This is a genomic window from Ruminococcus sp. (assembly GCF_016283395.1).
Genome location: NZ_JAEEMU010000032.1, coordinates 1 through 20,088, shown reverse-complemented (window position 1 = coordinate 20,088; position 20,088 = coordinate 1). Strand labels below are relative to the sequence as shown.

The window sequence follows — 20,088 nt, the reverse complement described above, 5'->3', positions numbered from 1 at the left end:
TACTGCTTTGAAACAGCAGGTTAGATCTGTGCTTTCACTTCGCCGAAATCGATCTCAAGCCCCTGCCATACAGGGAAACCTTTTCCTGGAGCGATATCGTAGAATACTCCGTCCGGCATTTTTGCCTTCCACTGTCTGTCCGAACAATTCTTGATACCGAGCACGCCTTGCTTCAGCTTATTCTCAACGAGCTCGCCCGCAACGGCTGTGAAGTCGTCTGATTCGGGAACGATCTCGCACTCATAGAATTTACAGCCGAGATAAAGGGGGGTACGGTAATCGCGGTTGCTGAATCCGATTGTAACGAATTCCATGCCGCATTTCGGGCATTTGAATGTCTTTTCGTTCTGATGTATGAACATCGAACTGAAGTTTGTCCTTCCGCAGCCGCACTGTATGATCTCCGATCTGAGGCGTATGAACAGCTTCTGCCATTCATTCTCGATGATACGCTTTGTTGGATCGCTTATACCTGTAGTGAAGGAGCGGATAAATGCGTCTTTTATATAATCAGGGTAAATTCTCCAGAACTTGATTATATTGTCGTGTATACCTCTTACAGGACGGTTTGAAGCGTCATCGGGGTCATACACGAAAACTGCGTTCTGTCCGTAGTGTTTAAGCTCAGAGGATTCTGTAAGGCAAACGTCTCTTACGACCTTTTCGCCCTCCATAGGATCGCCTCTGAAGAGGAGCTTAAATAAAACTACAGCAAGTGAATATTTATCGGTCTGAACATTTGGCTGTGCGATGCCTCTTACGACCTCGGGAGCCATATATCCCGGCTTACCGCCGATACCGAAGTTGCTTCCGTCAGGTGCGATGTTATCACAGTCGCAGACGAGGACAGCTCCTGTATTTACATTGATGAAGAAGCCTCCGTCGTTAAGGTCCTGATAGCTCTTACCTGCACGGTGAAGCTGTCTGAAAGCGTTAACGATATTGATAACGCAGGTCACCATAGCACTGAGGGTGTTGAATTTTACGGGACGCTTTGCGCCTCTTCCCGTAAGTGGGTCTATCTCAAGCTTATAAGTATTGAGGATGTCAACAAATGAGTCAAAGCCCTCGGGCTTGAGCTCCATGATATAGCCGAAAGTTCCGTCTTCCATCTCTTTGGTGAGATATTTTGGCCAGAGGAACTTATTGCTTGGGGGACCATCGTTTATGTTGTTCTGTAAGTTCTTGCGGAATGCAGCAGGCTTTGCCATCTTATTGATGTCATACCATTTAAGAGCCCATTTCTGTCCGTTGAAGCGTACCAGGTAAACGATACCCTGACCACCGCTTCCGATGACACTGAGCACCTTGGCTTTGCCTCCGAATTCCATCTCGACTTCCTGACCTATTTCAAGCTCTATCATATGATCTCATCCTTTCTTAATTAGTCAAGCTCATATTCTTCAGCCGAGGTCACGAGGACGAACCTTATTCCAGTGGCTAAACAGTATTTATGAACGTATGAATTTTCTATGCAGTAAATAACAAGGTTTGGGCAGTATGAGAAAGCATTTGCGTCGATGAACTTTATGCTTTCGGGAAGGAAGAGCTTTCTAAGCTTGTCACAGCCTGAAAATGCTTCCGCACCGATACTGCTTACACTTGGCGGTATCTCTATAACTTCGAGGCTTGTACAGAAAGAGAACGTACTGTCCTCGATCTCGAGCACGCCGTCAGGTATCTTTACCATTACCAGGTTGGTACACTGGCTGAAAGCACCCTGCTTGATTATCCTTAATCCTTCGGGGAGCTCAAGACCTCTCAGTCGCTTACATGATGAGAAGCAATACTCGCCGATAGCAAGAAGCGTTGACGGGAGCTTGATAGTTCTGAGAGATCCGAATTTATCGAAGCAGAAAGCTTCGAGCTTTGTATATCCGTCGGGAATGGCGATATTGCCGCTGAGTCTGTATCTGAGGGCGTTACGCGGCATGAATACCATTTCGTTGATATCAACAGGTCTCTTTCTGGTCTCTTCTTCCTTCTTATCGTCGCCGTCCTCGCTTTCGGGAAGCACCTTCAGCGGTGACTCATAGGGCCAGCAAAGAAGGTATGTAAAACAAGCGACCACGAATTCCGAAGCATTTTCTGAAAGGAAAAGGTCACCGAGCATATAGCTCTTAGCCTTCATAACAGCTATCTCGTGATTTTTTTCCTCAAGCATCATTTTAAGTATGCCTGTACGATACATATTAATAAGTAAGCGACGCTCCTTATCATAATCGGGGATATGATCGTTGAGAAGACCGATAAATCTATCTCTGTTCGTTACAGCGCGCGGACCGTCGTTTACAACGATAGCTCGCAGCTCATGCTGAAACTCCATAGTATTTTCAAATCCCTCGATGTTTTGCGGAACAGGAGCACCGCATTGAGGGCAGGCAGTAAGCTTAGGGTCAAGTGGTGCGTTGCATTTCTCGCATTGCATGATCTCTCCTCCTGACGTATAAATATAGCAGCGCAATAATTATATATGCGACTTTATATTGTTATCACATTTAGTATAACACTTTTCAATATCAATGTCAAGCGTAAAGAAAATGAACAGGCAAATTTGAATTAACTTTTACAAAAATGACTGCTATACTTTGTGCAATATTAAAGTACCTTTTACCGAGCGTATTATCGAGAAAAAATATTATGAAACGCAAATCGGTTAAGTATATCTGTAATTTATTAAGCTAAATTAACCTGATGTATAAAATTGATTAAAATGCATATAAATTTTTTGATATTTTTGTATATGCCGCGAATAATCAATTTACAAAATAGTGTTGAAATTGCGGAAGAAATGTGATAAAATGAGTTATGGATATCAAGACATAGCCTGACTGGGGGAAAAACCGCAAGCTCATATGTTCCATGATATGAGGATGTGAATGGAATATCAGCAGATATCCTGCGGTGTATCGGGTTTAATTGATTTAAGGAGGTTCAGTATAATGAACAAAAGAAAAAGCATATTCAGAGCAATTGCTTCATGCACTCTTTCTGCTATGATGCTTATTTCAGCCGGATGCGGAAAGTCTCAGAGTGCAGGTGGTCCAGGAGGTCAAGGTGGTCAAGGTGGTCCGCCTCCGAAGATAGCTGTTATTACAAAACAGCAGCTCAGTTTCTGGGATGATGTAAGAAAGGGCGCAGAAGATGCCGGAAATGAGCTTGGTGCTCAGATACTTTATACAGTTGCAACAAGTGATAATGATTACGTTTCACAGGTAGCCGCTATCAAAGAGGCTATAGCAGCTGATGCAAAGGCTATCGTTATTGCACCTAACAGCCAGACAGAGCTGAATTCTGCTTTTGATGAAGCAGTTGCAAAGGGAATCAAGATCGTAAACATCAACTCAAAGGTAAACGATTATGGCAAGATCGACTCTTTCATAAGATCGTCCGATATTGACGGCGGTGCGGTAGCAGCAAGAAATGTTGCCAAGATCCTCGAGAATAAGGGGGTTGATTATGAAAAACTCGGCAAGATAGCTATCGTCGGTCATACCGCTTCTACTGCTGAAGAGCGTATTGAAGGTTTTATCAGCGTACTTACTTCATATGCATCTCAGAAGATAAAGAAACCAACTATAACAGAGACAGATCCCGATAAGATGAGAGAAGCTGAAGAAGCTGCTGAGGCTGAATACAACAGCAAGCTTGAAAAGTTCTCAAAGAGCTTTATACAGGGCAATCGTGTTGCAGAGCGTGACAAGGCTAAGGAAGAAGCTTTCAATCTCCTCAAGGAAGACGGAAACGGTATTTCCATCATGTTTGCAACAAACACAAACACAACCCTTGGCGTTTGTGATGCTGTAAGCGAACTTAAACTTGATGACAAGATCATCGTTGTAGGATTCAACTCTGATGAAGAAGAGCTTAGCTTTATCAGAAAGGGCACCCTTGACGGTACAGTAGTTCAGAATCCATATATGATGGGTTATGTTGGCGTAAGATACGCAAAGAGACTTATCGAAGGAACCAGCGTTACTTGTGACCTTGATATAGGTGCTACCTTTGTTAACGGAAGCAATATGAATGACGAATACATTCAGCTCTTGCTTTATCCCGATAAATTCTGATGGAGGTAAGAAGTAATGGCTAAAGAAAAATCAAAATTTAAAGGTTCAGGTGCTTATATTGCAGCTGCAATCCTTGTTGCTGTCATGTATATTGTAAACGCTATCCTTGTTGACAGAATCTACTGGAACAACTCAAATGTTTCACAGACAACATCGAGAGTTATGAACTCTCTCAACAAGATAAATGGTCAGCTTTCAGAGATCAACAACGATGCAATCGCTATTGCAGCTGGTATTAAGACTGATATGGAATCCATCACAAAGGATACCAATGCACGTTACGGCAACATCATTGATGCCGAGCACGCTTTTGAAGCTACAGAAGGCCTTTCAGATGAGGCTATGAGAAGATATAACTACGCTAAGAATCTCATAACTTCCTATAAGCAGAAGCTTGATGCTATGGGTACAAGTGCAGTAACAACAGGTAACTACCAGGAAATGGGCTATATCCTGAAGCAGGATATCTATCCTGTGCAGGTTACAGCTTCAGAGATGCTTACATCTACTATTGATATCGTTTCTGCTGATACAGGAAAGATCATGAAGAAAAACACTATCCAGTCATATATCCTTATGACAATGATGCTCGTAGTTGCTATTCTCGGTGAAATTGCTGTATGGCTGTTCGCAAGAAAGGCTAAGAAAGCAAGACTCGAGCTCGAAGAGCGTGAAAAGAGCCTCGCAGAGGTCGATGCAAAGCTCAAGACTACACGTCAGAAGGCAAGCGACCTTGCTGTTATCAACGTTCTTACAGGTATGAAGAACCGTTATGCTCTTGATAACGATATCAACGACAGACTCGAATCAGGCAGATTCCAGATTGCTGTATTCGATATGGATAACTTCAGAAGTATCAACGATACTTACGGATATGACTTCGGTGACGAGTACCTCGCAGCAGTTGCTGAGAAGCTCAAGGAAGAATTCAGTGAAGTTGCAGAGATCTACAACATCACAGGTAATGAGTTCTGCTTCGTATTCAACAAGAATATCTCCGAGAGCCAGGCAATGGGTATCGCACAGAATATTCAGCGTGTAATGAGCAGCCCGTACGAAGTACTGAACCTCGCAGTTCAGCTCCCTTGCTCAGGTGCTGTTTACCACTACTTACCGGGTGACTGCCTTAACGTTAACTCACTCCTTGTAAAGCTTGATACAGCTATGAGAAACGCTAAGATGAACGGCGGTAACATGATAAGCACAGTAATGAATATCTGATCTAAATGGATCGCAGAGCGGCTGTCAGTTGTGGCAGCCGCTTTTTTACCCGTATATGTGTGCAATTTATACAAAGATATCGTACTTTCTGGATTTTATTCTATTTGACAGAGAGTAGGAAAAGTGTTAAAATATACCTGTAGCAAAAAATTAACAATAATAATGAAAGGCAGGTGTTTCAGGTGAAAAAATATGCGGTATATAATTCCTCTACGGGAAGCTATTGTTACAGATACGCAGATACCCTCGAAGATCTTGAGGGAACAGGCTTTGAAGATATAATCACCGAGGAACAGCTGCCCGTAGTTTTTGACGGAAGAGGCGGCTATTATCACTTCCGCCCCGACGAATACGGCTTCAACAGGATAATCGAGTCCGATAAGGAGACTCCCCTTGAGCTTGAAGAGATGTATACTCTTAACGATCCCGATTTCAAGCTGGGCTGGATATCTCCCGAGGGCGATACCTATTCTTGCGGCTATACCAACCATAATAAGTGCGCTAAGATGATAGTTCAGAAATTCTATCCCGATTCAAAATTCCCCGAAAAGACTCTCGACAGGAACGGCTGGCTCCAGGTCATAGACTCGTGGGACGGCACACAGCGTCAGCACGGACAGTTCGTGTTTACAGAGCAGGGAAAAATAACTCAGAAACAGGCTGACAGGCTTTTTGATCTGGGACTTTACAATAACGAAGAGGTAAAAAAACTTATCGCAGACAGTGAGAATGACTGGTAATATCTGCATTGCAGAGTAAAAAAATGTACTATTTGGGCGGTTTACATAAAACCGCCCTCTTTTTTGTGCAGTTTTTTCATTGACTATATTTTCAATATGGTGTATAATGATTATATATCAATACTCGATAAATGCGCTTGCTTCTGCATTGCTTTGCAGATCACCATTCGGTCGGGTGAAGCAAGGAGGATATTTTTTATGGCTGAACCAAGATTTATCAAAACTGTCCCATTTGGCGGATATGATAAGGAATCCGTTGTCAGGAGAATTGAGTTTCTCAATACACAGATACATGATCTGAGAAATGAACTCAGGGAAACAAAGCTCCTGCTGGAGGCATATAAAAAAGGTACGGATCAGGAGAAAGCACATGAAACAGTGCTCGCTGAGGAACGCGCCAAGCTTACACAGGTCCAGGTCCAGAATAATACCCTTAATCTGAAACTTAAAGCAACTGATGATGAGAACCGCAAGTACGAGCAGGAATTAAAGGACAAACAGACTGAGATAGACGATCTTAAAGATAAACTGAAAACTGCCGAGACAAAGTGCGCTGCTTTAATGGCACAGGACGAGGCAACTGCTCTTAGCAGTGTATTTATCGAAGCTCAGAAGTCGAGATCTATGCTTGAAAGCGATGCAAGATCAAAGGCTGCTGATATGGAGTATAAAGCTAAGAAGCTTGCTGAGGATATCGTTTCCGAGGCAAATCTGGAAGCAGAGCATATCATATATGAGGCAGAGATGACTGCTGCCGAGAGACTTGCAGAGGCAAAGAACAGAGCCGAGCAAATGGAGGTAGCTTCAAATAACCTCAGAGCTGCCGCGATCGATGATGTACAGGTGCTCAAATCACAGGTCGAGTTCATGGAAGAAGCTTTTGAACAGCTGAGAAATGAAGGTATCGACAGACTGCTTAAGGCAAAGGAGCTTCTCGGAGATACAGAGACAAAGCTCGTAAACGGCGGTATCCCTGTATTCAAAACACCTGAGCACTATAATCCCGAGTATCCTGAAAAGCCTGCAAGCCTTGCTGATAAGATACGTGATAATATGAACAGCGAGGAAGAAAAGCGCAAGAAACAGGAAGAGCTTGATAAGCTCAAACAAATGGCAGAGTCTATCGGAGCTAAAAAAGAAAACACTGATAAAAATACTGAAGAGAAAAAAGATACTGATCCAGAACAGGAAAAGCCCGCTGAAAAGAAGCCCGAGGGCGGAGAGAAAAAAGGCGGTAAAATAGATCTTGCTGCACTTGCGGCAAAGGCAAATGCTTTAAATAAGAAATAAAGAATTTTCCTGAATTATTTAAGGAGTTTATACATTATGAGTGAACTTATCATTGTAAAACCAGAAAAATGTGTTGGCTGTAATGCCTGTGTAAGAGAATGTCCCGCACCGGAAGCCAACATGACCAAACAGCTTGAGGACGGACGTTTTATAACAATGGTCAATCCAAACAAGTGTATTGCCTGCGGAGAATGTGTAAAGAAGTGCAATCACGGTGCAAGAGATTTTATAGATGATACAGATGAGTGTATCGCAAACATCGTAAAGGAAAAGATCATAATCATGGCTTCTCCTGCTTTAAAGACTGCGCTCCCTACAAAGTGGAAGGGCGTTCTTGACTGGTTCAAGAAGCAGGGCTGTACAGTATTTGACGTTTCATACGGTGCTGATATCTGTACATGGGCACATATGAGAACTCTCGAACAGGATAAGATAGGAAATATCATCACACAGCAGTGTCCTGCTGTTGTAAAGTATATCGAGACTTATCAGCCAAAGCTCTTACAGAACCTTTCACCTATCCACAGCCCTATCGCTTGCAGTGCCATATACATAAAGAAGTATCTGAGAAGAAACAATCCTATCGCAGTTATTTCTCCATGTATTGCTGAAAAGTATGAGGCTAAGGATACAGGTCTCATTGACTATACCGTTACTATCAAGAAGCTTTTCGAGTATTTTGACCGTAACGATATCAATATCGACCTTGATACATCTGAGGATTTTGAGTATAAGTTTGACGAAGCACAGGGACAAATGGGTTCTGTTTACTCTCGTCCCGGCGGACTCAGAGATAATATGTGGCTCCATGATCCCGATATGAATATCACAAATTCAGAGGGTGTACACAAGGTATTCGCCGAAATCGATATGTACGGAAGAATGCCTGAGTCAAAGCACCCAAGAATATTCGATGTTCTTTCATGTGAATTCGGCTGTAATATCGGACCTGCATCAGGTACAAAGCAGACTGTATTCGATGCTATGGCAACTATGAGAAGTATCGAGAACGAGGCAAAGACACGCCGTAAGTCCACAGGTATTATGGGACGTGGCGATGACAGGCTCTTCAAGAAGTTTGATGATGAGCTGAGAGTTTCCGACTTCCTCAGAAACTACAAGCCTTCCATGCCGTCACCTATTCCGAGCAATATGCAGCTTGATCCTATTTTCGAGAAAATGGGAATGCATACAGCTGAGGATCGTAAGTATGACTGCCATGCCTGCGGATACAATACCTGCCGTGATATGGCAATAGCTATATACAGAGGTCTCAATACACCTGATAACTGTATCGTTCATGCAAAGTCAGTCCTCCTTGCAAGACACTCTGCACTGAACAGACAGAATGAACAGCTCGAAGAGATCACAGAGGAATGTCTCGCACTTTCAGACAAGCTGAAGGATAATGTTGCAAAGATCAATGATAATATGAAGAGCATAGGCGATTCTACATCGGCTACAAGTGAGAGAGCTGCTGTAGTTAAGGATCTCCTTGAGAACGTTGTTGCTTTCTGTAATGACAACTCTACAATGGATTCCGACAGCGTATCACAGCTCATATCTATCCTTGAAACTACTATTGACGCATTCGGTGCTCTCGATGACAACGTTACCACAACCAACGAAAGCTCTGAGACTATCAATAAGTCTATCAACGATATCATCTCGCTTGTTGGTGAGATAAACGAAGTTCTTGTCAAGACAGGACAGACCGAAAAGGTAGACGTAAGCGATATCCATAAGTAAAAAAATACGGCACAGATATTTCCGAAAGGAGTATCTGTGCTTTTTTGTTACTGCTGCTCTTGATTATTTTTGATATTTATGATATAATATATATTGTAAAATAGAAGCGCAGCCATAGTTGCTGGTTCGACTCCAGCATTCACCACAGTATTCGTATCAAACGCTCTAATAACATTCTTTTCAAGTGCCGCTGGATATGCTTTTCCAAGTATAGTTACGGGCATTTCAAAAAACAAGAATAAAAAAGGAGTGATGTTGAGTATGATAGGTTTATTAATAGTTTCCCTTATTGGAGCGGGAGCGGTGAACAGGGTATGGTAAAGGCTTGCGATACTGCTCCAATAAAAAAACTATGTAAAAAAGCAGCTCTTTGGGGCTGCTTTTTTATATTATATAAGCTTACAACAATTTGACAACATATCAAAGATGTGATATAATACAAAAAAGCAACCATCTGAAAGAGGATTTTTGTGACACAAGAACGAAAGGAGCTGAAATATGAAGTCAAATAATCATTTCAGTATATTATTTCCGTACTATGAGGATACTGTATATAAGCAGCTTTCCGACTCAGCCTGCCATGACCTCGGACTTGATACCCTGTGCCATGAGCTGACCAATGACCCGAAAGAGCAGAACCTTATAATGAGCATAATGTCGAACATGACTGCCGATCCCCGTGTGGCTGCATACAGGCAGAAGGTGTTCGTGGATATACTCAGACTGCCTGAGCTGAGAAAAAATCTGACGGAGCTGTTTGACAGGATAGAATTTCTGAGAAAGTTCAGCGGTTCACGTATGGAAACAGACGAAAAGCTTGGTTTCTGGCACCTCATGCACAGACTTGACGAGCTCGATGACTATATCAAGTGCGTGGAAGCTATGAGAGAATGCCTTTCCGATGCAGAGATAAAGTCCGAGGGACTCATCAATTTCAAGAGCTATATCGACGAGCTTTACAGCGATGCCTGCTTTGCGGAAATGAAAAAGGACATAGCCGAGCTTAAAATAAAGTCACTGAAAATAGAGAGCGTTACCCTCGGAGTCAACGTCAACAGCAGATTTGAAGCCGTAAGTATGGGACTTATCTCCGTTAACGACAAGCCTTTCAAAAAGTCCAATATCGTTACCAATTTTGCCGATGCTATCGCGTCAAAGAACAAGGTGCAGGAGGGCAATGAATGGGACGGCGATATGCACTATCATCAGGTGGATAAGCTCAACGAGCATAAAGTCTCGAAATTCGTTGAGAATGTGGGCGGTTACCTGGCTGTCAGAAATACTCCATTTGTGGACGGCAGGATAAGAGCCACGATAACAAAGACTCCTGACGGCGACGGTTCGGCAAATGCAACGAGTTACCTCGACAAGGTAATGAATAAGATGCTGGACTCTGTGGTGAAGAAGCTTGGCGATACCGTCACTAAGTATGCAGATATCGCTATCGTCAATATATCGCAGATAATCCCCGAATTCATGTATTATATCAAGTTTGCGGAGTTCATAGACAAATGCATGGAAAAGGGCTTTAGGTTCTGTGAAGCACAGGTCATCAACAGCGACGATGTATCTATGGACGCAAAGGAATTATACAACCTCAAGCTTGCCATTAATTTGCAGAGTGTTGAGGAACTGGTGTATAACGACCTTAAATTCGATAAGGAGCATACTATCTATATCCTTACGGGAGCTAACCGCGGCGGCAAGACGACAATTACTCAGGCTGTGGGACTTATGTATGTGCTTGCACAGGGCGGCGTTTATGTGCCTGCATCGTCCTTTGAGTATAAGCCTGTGGACTGTATATATACACATTTCCCTGCCGATGAGGACAAGACTATGGACTTGGGCAGACTGGGCGAGGAGTGCGTAAGATTCAAGGCTATATACTCCGAATGTACAAAGGACAGCCTGCTTCTGCTCAATGAGACTTTCTCCACAACTTCCTTTGAGGAGGGCTTTTATATCGCAAAGGATTCCGTGAGAGCACTTCTTAAAAAGCAGGTAAGGACCATATACAATACCCATATGCATAAGCTTGCCGCAGATACAGAGGAGCTCAACAAGGAGAGCACAGGCGTAAAGGCTTCATCTCTGATAGTGAAGAGCGATAACGGAAAACGCTCCTTTAAGGTGGAGGTAGCATCTCCCGAGGGAATGTCCTATGCAAAGGATATTGCCGAGAAGTACGGCGTTACCTATGATATGCTCATTAATTAGCCCTTAGCCTTTAGCCATGAGCCTTTAGCCGAATGTGTTCGCAGACACTCACAATATTTAAATTATTCGCCGGAGGCGACACCTTGGCTAACAGATAAAGGCTTTTTTTATATAATGTTAATTTATACTCGACAAATCCCGAAAAAAGTGGTATAATAAGATTTGTACCTTTTCTTTCATTCGGAAAAGGAATTTATACACTCAGATTGGAGCGATTTTTATGTCAAAGAAACCCTTTTACATCACGACACCGATTTACTATCCCTCGGGCGATCCTCATATAGGTCACTGCTATACAACAGTTGCCTGCGATTCTATTGCCCGTTACAAGCGAATGCAGGGCTATGACGTAATGTTCCTCACAGGTACTGACGAGCACGGTCTTAAAATAGAGCAGAAGGCTGCTGAACAAGGCGTAACTCCAAAGGAGTACGTTGACGTTATAGTTGATAAATTCAAGAATCTCTGGAAATATATGAATATTTCCTACGACAGATATATCCGTACAACCGATGATTATCACGTTGAAGCCGTACAGAAGATATTCAAGGCTCTCTACGACAAGGGCTATATCTACAAGGGCGAATACTCAGGCAAGTACTGTACACCTTGCGAGAGCTTCTGGACAGAGTCACAGCTTGACGAGCACGGCTGCTGTCCCGAATGTCACAGACCAGTTAAGTTCGCAAAGGAGGAGGCATACTTCTTCAAGATGTCTCCATTTGCAGAGCGTATAGAGAAGCTTCTCCTTGAGACTGATTATCTCCGCCCAAAGACAAGAGCTGTAGAGCTTGTAAACAACTTCATCAAGCCCGGTCTTGAGGACCTCTGCGTATCAAGAACTTCATTCACATGGGGCGTACCCGTAAGCTTTGACGAGAAGCACGTTGTATACGTATGGATAGACGCGCTTTCAAACTATATCACTGCTCTTGGCTATGAGAACTCAGCACACAGCGACTATGAGAAGTACTGGCCTGCTGATGTTCACATGGTAGCAAAGGATATCATGCGTTTCCACGCTATCATCTGGCCTGCAATGCTCATGGCACTTGACCTGCCCCTTCCAAAGCACCTTGCTGTACACGGCTGGATAACAATGGCAGGCAAAAACGGTGAAAGCGAGAAAATGTCCAAATCCCTCGGAAACGTCGTAGATCCGTTCGTACTCGGTGAGAGATACGGTCAGGATTCCATAAGATACCACATTCTCCGCGAAATGGCTCTCGGTGCAGACAGCCTTTTCTCCAACGAGATAATGATAAACCGTATAAACTCTGACCTTGCAAACGGCTTCGGAAACCTCGTTTCACGTACCGTTGCTATGGCTGACAAGTACTTCGGCGGCACACTCCCAACAGAGCGTGAGGCTGAAGCTATAGACGATGATTTCAAGGCTGCCGTAACGGGACTTCGTTCCGTTGTTGACGGTTTTGTTGACGAAACTAAGATAAAGCAGGCACTCGAAGCTGTCTTTGAGGTAGTTTCACGCGCTAATAAGTATATAGACGAGACTGAGCCGTGGAAGCTTGGCAAGGACGAGGCAAAGAAAGCTCGTCTTGCAGCAGTTCTTTACAATCTCCTTGAAGCTATCCGTATCACTTCTGCACTCCTTGCACCTTTCATGCCTACAGTTATGCCAAAGGTATGGGAGCAGATAGGCGCATCAGCTGCTGATGTTGAGTATGACAAGCTTGATAAGTTCGGCGTACTTCCTGAGAACGTAACTGTTCACAAGGGCGAGATACTCTTCCCGAGAATAGACGTTGACAAGGAAATTGAAGAGCTCAACTCTATCCTTATAAAAAATATGGAAGCTGCAAAGGCTAAGCTTTCCGCTGCTGAGAAAGGCGGAGAAGCTTCCGAGCCTGAGAAGATAGAGCTCAAACCCGAGATCACTATAGATGATTTCGCTAAGGTAGAGATAAGAGTAGCTAAGGTAGTGGCTTGTGAAAAGGTCAAGAAGTCGGACAAGCTCCTGTGCTTACAGCTTGATGACGGCATGGGCGGCAGACAGGTAGTATCGGGTATCGCTCAGTACTATACCCCCGAGGACCTTATCGGCAAGAAGCTCCAGCTCATTGCTAACCTCAAACCTGTAAAGCTCAGAGGTGTTGACAGCAACGGCATGATCTGCGCAGCTGATACTCCTGACGGTGTAAAGGTCATCTTCGTTGACGACAGTATCCCTGTTGGTTCAAAGGTAAGATAAACTCATATAAAAGTTCAGCCCCGAGGTACAGCCTCGGGGCTTGTTTATTCTAACACAAATCATGATTTATATTTGTAGGGGACGGCGTACTCGACGTCCCATTGTAGTGGCGGATATTATCCGCCATTTTGTATCAGCACAATAGTTCTATGCGGAAATAGCGTTCCGAGTGGATTTTTTTGAGTTATTGCTAAAATTTGCAGAATATACATTGCAATAGCAGGTAAAATATGATACAATAATTACATAGATATAGTTTTATGAAAAATATAAGGGATATGATAAAGTCAATATGGAAGGGTGGAGCTTCGATGAAATACTCAGTTGAAGATATAAGAAATGCATTGAAAAACAATGAGCTGACTACGTATTATCAGCCTAAGTATGATACGATAAACGGACAGATGAAAAGCGCGGAAGCTCTTGTTCGATGGATAAAGCCCGACGGTAACGTTATTTCGCCGTTTTTCTTTATCCCCGTTGCTGAGGAGTCAGACCTCATTATGGAAATAGACTGGTACGTTACAGAGCTCGTCTGCAAAACTCTTGTAAAACAGGAGAATACACCGAGATTTCCCATATCTGTAAACTTTTCACGCAGACATATCCAGGAGGAGAACTTCGCGGAAAAGCTCTCTGCCCTTGTTGACAGGCATGACCTTCCACATTCTCTGTTGGAAGTGGAAATAACCGAGTCTGCCATGATAGGCAATGAGGAAAAGATACTTGAATGGATCATTTCCATAAGAAATGCAGGCTTTAAAGTGGCTATTGACGATTTCGGCAGCGGACTTTCTTCACTTCAATTCGTTAAGGACGTTCCTGCTGATGTACTTAAAATAGACCGTTCTCTCCTGAGCCATAACTGCGAGGACGAGAAAGAACGTATAGTGCTTGAGAGTATATTCACATTCGCACACAGACTTAATATAAAGACTGTGGCAGAAGGTGTTGAGACAAATGAGCAGCTCGGCTTCCTGCGAAGCTGTGACTGCAACAGGATACAGGGTTATCTGTATGCCCGTCCTATGTCCGAAGAGGAATATCTGAAGCTCTGCTTTGAACACAAGGTCGTGGAGGAAGCAACTGATATACTGCAATCCCAGAGTGCAGCAGGCACGATGAGTCTCCTTATCAATGCTATTTTCCGGAAGTACCCTCTTGTTATATTTACAAATCTGACGAGGAACTCTTTCTATATGATGGCGTATGATAATTTTACAACTACCTCATGCCCGTCCGCAGGTGTGTTCGATGAACTGATAGTTCACGGCACAAGTACTATGCATCCCGATGACAAAGAGATATTCGCAGCTACCTTTGAACGCGAAAAGCTCATCAGGGACTATAAAAACGGGGTACAGATGCTCAGGCTCGTAACACGTCAGCTTGGTGATGACGGCATATACAGACGAGTAGAGACAGTTGACTATTTCGTAAAGAGTAACTATTCCGACGATGTTCTTGCCATAACGTTCTGCGATAATCTGCCTGACGAACAGGAGACGATAGATGCCATTGAGGCTGATATAAAGAATATCACAGATGTTAATGTTGATGAGATAATGGCAGTAATAATAAGACATATTAACGCGAATAATTAATATCTATGTTACGTGAAACGGCTCTCAGATGACTATATTTTGTCATCTGAGAGCCTGGTTGTTTTTATTGGAATGACCTGTCCAAACTATGCGGCAGTTGTAAACAGAGATCACATAAAAACGTGAACAGCTCCGCAAGCCCTTCCCGATACTTTATTCTTCAAATAAATGCCGCAATATCTGCCTGCGGTCATTGATGAACATCTTTGTTATCTGATAACTCTGCGTATCTTCATAGCTTATAGCGGCTATTTTGCGGAGATAGCTCCTGCATTCTATCTTGTCCAATTTTATTTTCAGTCCTTCAGTGCTTGACTTCAAAAAGCCCGATACTGGCAAAGGACAGTTTAAGAACTTATAAAGGACAAATAAAGGACAGAAGCCGTATCAGGGTAAAAAAGAACTCCCAAACAACGATATATCGTCATTTAGGAGCCTTTGTGGAAGTGACCCGTACGGGAATTGAACATACCCAGTGAGTTTTTGAGCTTTTTAAAAACATTCAAAAAACGTAGATATATCGTCATTTAAGGTAATTATTTGCGTTTTGAATTATCGTGTTATTTCATGCTTTTTTGAGATAATAATGAACAAATAAAGAACAAGAAAACGCAGTATACCTTTCCGTTATTATTAATACTTGCGAAAGAAAACAGACATTACTCAGTGAAAAATCGTAAAACATATTGACATTTTTCTATGCGTATGATATAATATAGAAAAGTTTCAATGTGAGGTGAGAACGTGGAGCTATCAAACAAGCAGATCACGGTAATATTCAAAGCCCTGTGTGATGAAAACAGAGTGCAGATATTCAGAATTCTGCAAAACGGCGAACTATGCGCCTGTCATCTCCTTGAGGAGCTTCATTTGAGTCAACCGACACTCTCTCACCATATGAAGGTACTCTGCGACAGCGGACTTGTGGTCGGCAGAAAAGAGGGGAAGTGGATGCACTACTCTATTTCAGCAGAGGGAGCAAAAGTCGCTATGGACTGCCTGAAAGAGATCACGGCAGTAAACGAAAGCGAGTGTAAATGCTGTAATAAATAAGCCGTATGACCATACGGCTTTAAACAGCAACTACAAATCGATATATCTAAATATAACTATCGGAGGAAAAGAAAATGGATAATGTTTCAAAAGCAGTTCAGTATTATGAGAATGGCTATAAGTGTTCGCAGGCGGTATTCGCGGCGTTTGCGGAGCAGTTCGGCATTACCGAAAAACAGGCTCTTCAAATCGGTGCCTGCTTCGGCGGAGGAATGGGCAAGGGCGAGGTCTGCGGTGCTTGTACTGGAGCTCTTATGGTTCTTGGTATGAAGTACGGTCAGTTCGACCTTAGCGACAATGAAAGTCGTGCCAAAAGCGGATCTATGGCAGTTAAGTTTCTTGACGAGTTCGAGAAGCGCAAAGGCTCATATGTCTGTCGTGACATTCTCGGCTGCGACCTCAGAACTGAGGAAGGCAGCAACTATGCACGGTCAAACGGTCTGTTCAGAACGCTGTGTCCCGAAATGGTAAGAACGGCAGCGGAAATTCTGACAGAAATGCTGAGAGGTGATGAATAAACGTGTGGGACTTCATACAGGACGAGATATTCGGCATGAAATGGCTGAACAGGCTTATCGGTTCGCTGCTGAACGCTTGTGGTCTCGACACCGAAAGCAAGCTTGGCGGCAGCCTGCAATTCTTCATCTATGATACGATAAAGATCATGGTGCTTCTGGGCTTCCTGATATTTGTGATAACCTTTATACAGAGCTATTTTCCGCCTGAGAGGACGAAAAAGATACTCGGCAGATTTCACGGTATCGGTGCTAACTGCATAGCAGCATTGCTTGGCACGGTCACGCCTTTCTGTTCTTGCTCGTCCATACCGCTGTTCATGGGCTTCACAAGCGCAGGACTTCCGCTGGGAGTGACGTTTTCATTTCTTATTTCATCGCCAATGGTGGACTTGGGCTCCCTTGTCTTGTTGATGAGCATATTCGGCTGGAAGGTTGCTGTTATCTATGTGATAGTGGGACTCGTTATCGCAGTTGCAGGCGGTACGCTAATCGAAAAGCTGCACCTTGAAGATCAGGTTGAGGAGTTTATACGTAACGGCAAGAGTATTGACAGACCACAGAATGAACTGACGAAGCGCGATAGAATGAAATACGCATGGGAGCAGGTGCTCGGAACGGCAAAAAAGGTCTTGCCATACGTCATAGTCGGCGTAGGTATCGGTGCAGTTATCCACAACTGGATACCACAGGAATGGGTAGTCAAGGTTCTCGGAACGGGAAATCCCTTCGGCGTTATAATCGCTGCGATATGCGGTATACCCATGTATGCAGACATATTCGGCTGTATCCCTATTGCAGAAGCGCTGGTGGCAAAGGGTGCAAAGCTGGGCGTAGTCCTCGCATTTATGATGGGAGTTATCACCCTGTCACTCCCGTCCATGCTAATGCTGAAAAAGGCAATAAAGCCGAAGCTTCTCGGTATTTTCATAGCTATCTGTACGGTCGGAATTATCCTTGTGGGATACTTCTTTAATCTCATTCAGAATTACATTATTTAGGAGGAAACTATCATGGCGTTATTCAGTAAGAAAAAGGAAGAAAAGAACGAGGAAACTCCCTGCTGCTGTTGCGGCGGAGTGCAGACTGCAAGCGAAACAGCTTCGACTTGCTGCGGCGAATCTGTTGACGGTATCTGCTGTATCAAGGTACTCGGTTCGGGCTGCAAAGCCTGTCATCAGCTTTATGACAACACTGTTGAGGCTGTCAAGGGTATGGGCATCGAGGTAGAGTATGTCACCGACTTGCAGAAGATCATGGAGTACGGCGCAATGGCAATGCCTGCACTCGTTGTCAATGAGAAACTCGTTTCCGCTGGTAAAACTCTGAAGCCAGCTGAGATATTGAAGCTTATAGGTAAATGACAAGACTTAAGGCAGCTCCCGTGAGGGAGCTGTTGTTCTAATATTTGAAATGTTGATTATAACACAGATCAATTCAAAATAAAAGCTCCGACTATATTGCAATATAGTCGGAGCTTTTTCTGTTATTAACTCAATGAGTCTACCTTGTTCAAGAGATAAAGCTGTATGCGCTGTGCGTCGCCGACTGTAAGTCCGTCGCCGTCTGTATCTCCGTTTTTCTTGCCATATTCGGTAATGTGAAGCTCTGCTGTACCGTTTTCACCGTACTTATCAGGATTTGCAAGTGCCTGCATGATAAGAACCACATCAGACATATCCACCTGACCGTCACAGTTCGCATCGCCCTTCATATAGTAGAAAGGGGTGAGTGTGATATTTACTTCCTTTTGCTGTAAAACGCTATCATCAAAGCGCACGATAACGGGGCTTGCACCGTTATATATCTCTGCAAAATCAGCAAGCATCACTGCATATGTTGCATTTGGTTCAAGATTTACCTCAATAGTACCTGCCTCAGCAGTTGTTTCTCCTTCGAGGCACTTAACTCCTATATTTTCTATTTCGGATATATCAAGTGCTTCGGCATTTGCCGCATACTCCTCGGGGATACGCATTATCTTGAATTCGGTATACGGAGTTTTTCCTGTTTCTGCGTCAAGCACGGATATCTTCACAAAACAGCCCTCTGTTTCACTAACATGGTAAAGCTTCATAGTAACTTCCTTTTTATCGCCGTCCTTGTCAAATGTTATGAATACAGGAGCAGGATTTATAATAGACATATTGTTTGAATTGGCGATAACAGCATACTTTACATACGGTTCAAGCCCTTTAACGGTAACTGTTCCGCTTTCGGGTATCTCACCATGTGCGTCTCCACCAGGTATCAAGCCGCCGTAGGTAGCTTCAATGCCAAGCTCCTCAGCCTTTTCCTCATTCTCCTCTGTAATGCGAACTACTTTAAACTCTGCGCCATCAAAAGGCTTTCCTGTTACACCGTCAACTACCTTAAGATCAAGTGTACAGTTAGTTTTTGTCTTTCCCCAGATTTCAACGAATACACAAGGCTGACCTACGGTAACGCCGTCCTTTATCTCAAATGATAAAGGTTCATCTTCTTCAGGAAAAACGAAATCTTTTCCGAATATCTTTCGTACCGCTCTTGCCTTATAACCTTGTGCATCAACTTCCATATAATGATTTTTGCCGAAAAATACCTGATAAGTATATTTTCCGTCAGGTAAGTGGATGTCTCTCTCTGTAGCATCAAAGCTACCATATTCATCAGAATATACGCTCAAAGTATACTCGTCCTGATCCATTACCCTATAGCCCTCATAGGTTCCGTCTGCGGGATCTACTACAAGATCTGTCCAGTCATAAACAGTTATGTTTATATTGGGCTTCTTATCCTCTTCGATTGGAACTGCCTTGATGACAAGATTTTTTGTATCACCAAGCCTTGAAAAATTGAATGAAGTTCTCTTATCAATATGATATCCCTCAGGCATATCCACTATCTCAACTGCATACCACTGGAGTTTTCCGAGATTCTTAATATTCTTTATTGGCTCATCTGTTGTATTCCACTCTTCGATCACCTCACCCTTCGAGGAATAGATATCTGTTATGAACCTTACATTTACGCCTTCTACAGGCTCGTTGGTATACATATCAACTATAGAAACATTCGCCTTACAGCCGTCCTTGATATATTCAGCAACCTCAGGCTTCATACGTATGAAGTATGTGATTTCCTTCGTAAGCTTTCCGCCTACTACCTCAATATCCATAAAACCGTCCTTATCGGGAAATACCAGGTAATCTTTTATGAACTCCATATCCATAGCGGTCTTTGCGATATCTAAATCCTCGGTTATCACCTCATAATCGCTGTCACTTGGAACTACTTTTATCTTGTATTTGCCGTCAGGAAGATACATATCATATACGCCCCAGCCCAGTGACTTAGATGTAAAGCGTTTACCGTCCTCATCATATACATATGCATACAGGAAATCATTATACTCCTTTGTCCCCGCCATATATC

The 20,088-nt window shown here is 43.3% G+C and carries 16 protein-coding genes; 12 read left to right on the top strand and 4 right to left on the bottom strand.

Going from position 1 to position 20,088, the window contains the following annotated elements; all coding sequences use genetic code 11:
• Positions 1 to 20: 20 nt before the first annotated feature.
• Complete coding sequence (locus QZZ41_RS00665) at positions 21 to 1,364, bottom strand: protein kinase (RefSeq protein WP_074715092.1); 1,344 nt, start codon at positions 1,362 to 1,364, stop codon at positions 21 to 23.
• A 20-nt stretch (positions 1,365 to 1,384) separates the two neighbouring features.
• Positions 1,385 to 2,428, bottom strand: coding sequence for a leucine-rich repeat domain-containing protein (locus QZZ41_RS00660; protein WP_295066742.1), 1,044 nt, complete (start codon positions 2,426 to 2,428; stop codon positions 1,385 to 1,387).
• A gap of 514 nt (positions 2,429 to 2,942) precedes the next feature.
• Between QZZ41_RS00660 and QZZ41_RS00655 the strand changes: the two genes are divergently transcribed.
• The 8 genes from QZZ41_RS00655 (at position 2,943) to QZZ41_RS00620 (ending at position 15,106) form a co-directional block, all read left to right on the top strand.
• Positions 2,943 to 4,070: a substrate-binding domain-containing protein gene (locus tag QZZ41_RS00655; RefSeq protein ID WP_295066739.1), complete on the top strand. Its 1,128-nt coding sequence runs from the start codon at positions 2,943 to 2,945 to the stop codon at positions 4,068 to 4,070.
• Between the two features lie 15 nt (positions 4,071 to 4,085).
• A complete protein-coding gene (locus QZZ41_RS00650; protein ID WP_295066737.1) occupies positions 4,086 to 5,291 on the top strand; it encodes a GGDEF domain-containing protein in 1,206 nt (401 codons plus the stop codon).
• 182 nt (positions 5,292 to 5,473) lie between these two features.
• The gene (locus QZZ41_RS00645) at positions 5,474 to 6,031 is read left to right on the top strand and encodes a hypothetical protein (RefSeq protein ID WP_295066734.1); all 558 of its coding nucleotides are present in this window, start codon (positions 5,474 to 5,476) and stop codon (positions 6,029 to 6,031) included.
• 198 nt (positions 6,032 to 6,229) lie between these two features.
• Positions 6,230 to 7,321 carry a plectin gene (locus QZZ41_RS00640; RefSeq protein WP_295066732.1) on the top strand — a complete coding sequence of 364 codons (1,092 nt, stop codon included), beginning with the start codon at positions 6,230 to 6,232 and terminating at the stop codon, positions 7,319 to 7,321.
• A 36-nt stretch (positions 7,322 to 7,357) separates the two neighbouring features.
• On the top strand, positions 7,358 to 9,070 hold the full coding sequence (locus QZZ41_RS00635; RefSeq protein WP_295066730.1) for a [Fe-Fe] hydrogenase large subunit C-terminal domain-containing protein: 1,713 nt from the start codon (positions 7,358 to 7,360) through the stop codon (positions 9,068 to 9,070).
• A gap of 498 nt (positions 9,071 to 9,568) precedes the next feature.
• Positions 9,569 to 11,290: a DNA mismatch repair protein gene (locus tag QZZ41_RS00630; RefSeq protein ID WP_295066728.1), complete on the top strand. Its 1,722-nt coding sequence runs from the start codon at positions 9,569 to 9,571 to the stop codon at positions 11,288 to 11,290.
• A 178-nt stretch (positions 11,291 to 11,468) separates the two neighbouring features.
• The gene (metG, locus tag QZZ41_RS00625; RefSeq protein ID WP_295067383.1) at positions 11,469 to 13,502 is read left to right on the top strand and encodes a methionine--tRNA ligase; all 2,034 of its coding nucleotides are present in this window, start codon (positions 11,469 to 11,471) and stop codon (positions 13,500 to 13,502) included.
• Positions 13,503 to 13,813: 311 nt separating this feature from the next.
• A complete protein-coding gene (locus QZZ41_RS00620; RefSeq protein ID WP_295066726.1) occupies positions 13,814 to 15,106 on the top strand; it encodes an EAL domain-containing protein in 1,293 nt (430 codons plus the stop codon).
• Positions 15,107 to 15,259: 153 nt separating this feature from the next.
• Here the strand turns inward: QZZ41_RS00620 and QZZ41_RS00615 are convergent, their stop codons facing one another.
• Positions 15,260 to 15,394, bottom strand: coding sequence for a hypothetical protein (locus tag QZZ41_RS00615; protein ID WP_295066724.1), 135 nt, complete (start codon positions 15,392 to 15,394; stop codon positions 15,260 to 15,262).
• A gap of 456 nt (positions 15,395 to 15,850) precedes the next feature.
• On the opposite strand from QZZ41_RS00615, the gene QZZ41_RS00610 reads away from it, so the two are divergent.
• The 4 genes from QZZ41_RS00610 to QZZ41_RS00595 all read left to right on the top strand — a co-directional run bounded on the left by QZZ41_RS00610 (position 15,851) and on the right by QZZ41_RS00595 (position 18,038).
• The gene (locus QZZ41_RS00610) at positions 15,851 to 16,159 is read left to right on the top strand and encodes a helix-turn-helix transcriptional regulator (RefSeq protein WP_028517493.1); all 309 of its coding nucleotides are present in this window, start codon (positions 15,851 to 15,853) and stop codon (positions 16,157 to 16,159) included.
• 74 nt (positions 16,160 to 16,233) lie between these two features.
• Complete coding sequence (locus QZZ41_RS00605; RefSeq protein WP_295066721.1) at positions 16,234 to 16,677, top strand: C-GCAxxG-C-C family protein; 444 nt, start codon at positions 16,234 to 16,236, stop codon at positions 16,675 to 16,677.
• Positions 16,678 to 16,712: 35 nt separating this feature from the next.
• Entirely contained in the window at positions 16,713 to 17,675 is a 963-nt protein-coding gene (locus tag QZZ41_RS00600; RefSeq protein ID WP_295067380.1) for a permease, read from the top strand.
• A 12-nt stretch (positions 17,676 to 17,687) separates the two neighbouring features.
• Positions 17,688 to 18,038 (top strand): thioredoxin family protein, encoded by a 351-nt coding sequence (locus QZZ41_RS00595; protein ID WP_295066719.1) that lies wholly within the window; start codon positions 17,688 to 17,690, stop codon positions 18,036 to 18,038.
• 125 nt (positions 18,039 to 18,163) lie between these two features.
• Here the strand turns inward: QZZ41_RS00595 and QZZ41_RS00590 are convergent.
• Positions 18,164 to 20,088, bottom strand: a 1,925-nt coding sequence (locus tag QZZ41_RS00590) for a dockerin type I repeat-containing protein (RefSeq protein WP_295066716.1), incomplete at its 5' end; no start/stop codon positions are given.

Bases quoted from the DNA above. Each gene is read 5' to 3' on its own strand.
- QZZ41_RS00620 (WP_295066726.1), top strand. From the start codon at position 13,814: ATGAAATACTCAGTTGAAGATATAAGAAATGCATTGAAAAACAATGAG.
- QZZ41_RS00660 (WP_295066742.1), bottom strand. From the start codon at position 2,428: ATGCAATGCGAGAAATGCAACGCACCACTTGACCCTAAGCTTACTGCC.
- QZZ41_RS00600 (WP_295067380.1), top strand. From the start codon at position 16,713: ATGAAATGGCTGAACAGGCTTATCGGTTCGCTGCTGAACGCTTGTGGT.
- QZZ41_RS00650 (WP_295066737.1), top strand. From the start codon at position 4,086: ATGGCTAAAGAAAAATCAAAATTTAAAGGTTCAGGTGCTTATATTGCA.
- QZZ41_RS00630 (WP_295066728.1), top strand. From the start codon at position 9,569: ATGAAGTCAAATAATCATTTCAGTATATTATTTCCGTACTATGAGGAT.
- QZZ41_RS00595 (WP_295066719.1), top strand. From the start codon at position 17,688: ATGGCGTTATTCAGTAAGAAAAAGGAAGAAAAGAACGAGGAAACTCCC.
- QZZ41_RS00665 (WP_074715092.1), bottom strand. From the start codon at position 1,364: ATGATAGAGCTTGAAATAGGTCAGGAAGTCGAGATGGAATTCGGAGGC.
- QZZ41_RS00635 (WP_295066730.1), top strand. From the start codon at position 7,358: ATGAGTGAACTTATCATTGTAAAACCAGAAAAATGTGTTGGCTGTAAT.
- QZZ41_RS00605 (WP_295066721.1), top strand. From the start codon at position 16,234: ATGGATAATGTTTCAAAAGCAGTTCAGTATTATGAGAATGGCTATAAG.
- QZZ41_RS00655 (WP_295066739.1), top strand. From the start codon at position 2,943: ATGAACAAAAGAAAAAGCATATTCAGAGCAATTGCTTCATGCACTCTT.
- QZZ41_RS00640 (WP_295066732.1), top strand. From the start codon at position 6,230: ATGGCTGAACCAAGATTTATCAAAACTGTCCCATTTGGCGGATATGAT.